Annotated in this window: 2 protein-coding genes and 2 pseudogenes; all 4 read right to left on the bottom strand. The window is 60.9% G+C overall.

All coding sequences use genetic code 11. The features are described 5' to 3' along the window. Positions 1 to 178, bottom strand: a pseudogene (locus NKH54_RS32410) (type I secretion system permease/ATPase); the annotation flags it as partial. Positions 179 to 581: 403 nt separating this feature from the next. Then, positions 582 to 1,373 carry a calcium-binding protein gene (locus tag NKH54_RS32405; RefSeq protein ID WP_023673926.1) on the bottom strand — a complete coding sequence of 264 codons (792 nt, stop codon included), beginning with the start codon at positions 1,371 to 1,373 and terminating at the stop codon, positions 582 to 584. Positions 1,374 to 1,742: 369 nt separating this feature from the next. Then, positions 1,743 to 1,973, bottom strand: a pseudogene (locus tag NKH54_RS32400) (HlyD family type I secretion periplasmic adaptor subunit); the annotation flags it as partial. Then, positions 1,948 to 3,185 (bottom strand): type I secretion system permease/ATPase (locus NKH54_RS32395; RefSeq protein ID WP_352539216.1); only part of this gene is annotated, 1,238 nt, incomplete at its 5' end. The gene NKH54_RS32395 and the pseudogene NKH54_RS32400, both read right to left, overlap by 26 nt.

Below are 3,185 nucleotides of genomic sequence, written 5' to 3'. Positions count from 1 at the left end.
ACGCATAAAGCCCCGCAGCGAGCACGACGAGCCCCACCAGCGTGGATACGCTGCCACTTGCCAGAACGCGGTCATAGACCTGAAGCATGAACAGCGGCGAGATCAGCGCAAACACGTTGACCACGCCGCTGATCAACACAATGCCCCAAATCGCGGAAGTCAGAGGGAAGGGTCTCAAAGCTGATCCTTTAAGGAATGGTTGTCACGTAAGTCTCCGCAGCTGGCGACCCAGCTCCCTATATTGCTCCCCGATCGGCAACCGACTGCATCCGCTCGCTGGTTCAGGATCAGTGCTCCCGCCGAATATGTTTGGTCCCGGCATTTGATGGAGCGGGTCAACAACACCGTCCGGCTGAAGGTTTGGAAGGGATTCATCCTGGTCGGCCGCAAGGGCCCGAACAGGCTTCCGCCTCCACACCTTCAGGAGATTTCGGTCCACGACCAGCGCGACGCGCAGGGCTTCGTCACTGTACACGCTGACTGCTCCCAGGCGCCCCGGCCCATGGCAAGTAGCGGAAACGGACGGGAAAGCGCCCGCCCGGGGGGGCGGGGCGGGCGCGGTTCCGCATGGGTTTTCTGGATCAAACGAAGGTGAAGTCCGACGCGGTCAGGCCTAGGTCGGCCACGGTGACTACACCGCCCAGGTGGGCGAACTCGTGCGCGCTGCCGTCGGCGGTGACATAGGCCAGAGTTGCAACTCTGTCAGTGTAGCTGCTTTGGTAGACAATGATGTCGCCGGCGTGCTCGCCGGAGATCGCACTCGCCGCCTCATTAGCAGAGTTGAAAGATTCACCAGTGATCACCACGACGTGTTCGCCGTTCGCACCCGACGCCGCACCGCTGTAGAAGCTGCTCACCGGGTAGCCGGACTGTATGCTGGCGTTGTTGACGAAGTTCGCGCCAAAACCGTCGTTGTAGAGGCCTACCGCATCGAAGGCGAACTTGTCCTCCGCCGGGTTGAAATCGGTGATAGTGGTAATGTCCGACGTCGACCCGACAACCCCAGGCACCGGATTGTGGAACTGGAACACGAACGTGTCACTGTCGCTGCCCCCGGTCAACGTGTCCTGGCCGTCACCCACGTAGAGGACATCCTGGCCGGGTCCGCCGCTGAGCCTGTCATTGTCCTCACCGGAGACGCGCGCGTTGAAGCGGCCGTTGTCGCCGGAGAGATCGTCCCAGCCATCTCCGCCGAAGATGCGGTCGTTACCCTCGCCGCCGATGGCTCGGTCACTGCCCGCGCCACCCGAGATCTCGTCGTTGCCGCCACGACCGTCAAGCCAGTCACCGCCCTGGTAACCCTCGATCCAGTCAACACCCTCGGTGCCGAGGAGTGTTTCGGAACCCGGGCCACCTTCGATAATCTTTGCCATTGAAAATACTCCTAATGATGCCCCTGCCTGAGTCGTTCATATTCGTCATCGGACAATTGGAGAAATCGATTGCTTGGATAGGCATACATTTACGAAATGGATGCATTCTCGTTCACTTCGCCCTTCTGCTGAGCAGTTGCGGGCTCGCAGGCGGCGGGGACACGCCCCAGGCAATCGGCCCGAATATTCACACTCAAAGAACGGTCCAGGAAAACTTGGCAACCGGTCGTCCTGGTTGGGCCGCCCTCGGAAGAACGGGCATGGGGCTGTGTTGCCGAGTCGCGCCGGCACTGCCCATTGCGAGCAATGGAACGTTAGGGAGCGCGTTCGCGCGAGCCGAGATCGGAACCGACAGGCGCACCAGGTAGTACGAAATGCCGGGTTCACCAGGATTTCTCCGACCACCCCGCCAGTCGGGTGCTGTATCTTCTCACTAGGAAACGACGACAAAGTGTCCGGACGCTACAACCGCACCGGAGAGATTCGTGAAGGTCGCCCAGGCTCCGGCTCCTCCCACAAAGATCACGCTCGCCAGAAGGCCCGCCACCAGGTGCCGGCGAATGGACTCGAAACGTCATTGTTCTGATGAATGCCGGACACCGGGATCCTCCATGTCAGCGCGCTCTGCCACGTGATCCTGTGTAGACTCGATGGCCTTCAGGACTTTGGAACGCGCACCGAATGATCGCTGCCGTCCACCTTCCATCACCAACACCAAATCGACGGCGCGGATGGCGCTCGGCCGATGGGCGACGACAACCGCAATGCCCTTGCGCTCGCGCACGGAGGCGATCGCATTAACGACTGCAGCTTCGCCTTCCGCGTCGAGATGGGCATTGGGTTCATCCAGCACGACAAGGAAAGGGTCTCGATAAAGGGCCCGGGCAAGACCGATAAGCTGACGCTGCCCGGCGGAAAGTGCCGATCCGGCCTCACCAATCGGAGTTTCGTATCCGTGCTCAAATCGGAGGATCAGTTCGTGCGTGCCCGCTGCTTTCGCCGCGGCGACAATAGCCTCAGGGTCAGGATCATCTTCAAAACGAGCGATGTTTTCGGCAATGGTGCCATCGAACAATTCAACACCTTGTGGCAGATAGCCGATGTGACGGCCTAGTGCTTCCCGGTCCCATTGATCGAGGCTTGCGCTGTCGATGCGAACCTTCCCGGCGACCGGCGTCCATGCGCCGACGATGGCGCGCGAGAGTGTCGACTTGCCCGAGCCCGACGGGCCGATGACCCCGAGTGCGCTTCCCGCCTGAATGGCAAACGCAAGGCCGGTCACGGTCGGCTTGCTTTCGCCGGGCGGAACGATTGTCACGCTTTCGAGGCGCAGTTCGCGTTCAGGTGCAGGCATTAGCATAACAGGAGCGGTTTCAGGAACCTTTTCCAAGAGGTCCTCCAGCCGCGCCCAACCCTGGCGCGCCATGAGGAAGGGTTTCCAGCTTGAAATGGCGAGGTCGACCGGAGCCAGCGCACGCCCCATCATGATCGAACTGGCAATCATGACCCCGGCCGTAGCCTCTTCCCTGACGACAAGGTACGCACCGACGGCAAGAATGGCCGATTGCAGCAGCACGCGCAGCGACTTTGAAATGGCACCCAGCCCACCTGCCACGTCCCCAGCTTTCCGGTTGGCGGCCAGAAACTTGGCATTGGCCTTTTGCCATCGGGCAGCGATCCGCTTTCCAAGACCGAGAGCTTGCACGACCTCGGCATTGCAACGCGCTGCTTGCAGCAGACCATTGCGTGCCATGTTGTGGGCAACGGTATCGCTTATCGGCCCTTGCGAGAGAGTGTTGGCAAGGAGTGTCA

Origin of the sequence: Mesorhizobium sp. M1004 (assembly GCF_040318795.1) — a bacterium.
Classification (GTDB): Bacteria; Pseudomonadota; Alphaproteobacteria; order Rhizobiales; family Rhizobiaceae; genus Mesorhizobium.
The sequence above is the reverse complement of the archived record's forward strand: the minus strand, read 5'-3'. Positions and strand labels throughout refer to the sequence as shown.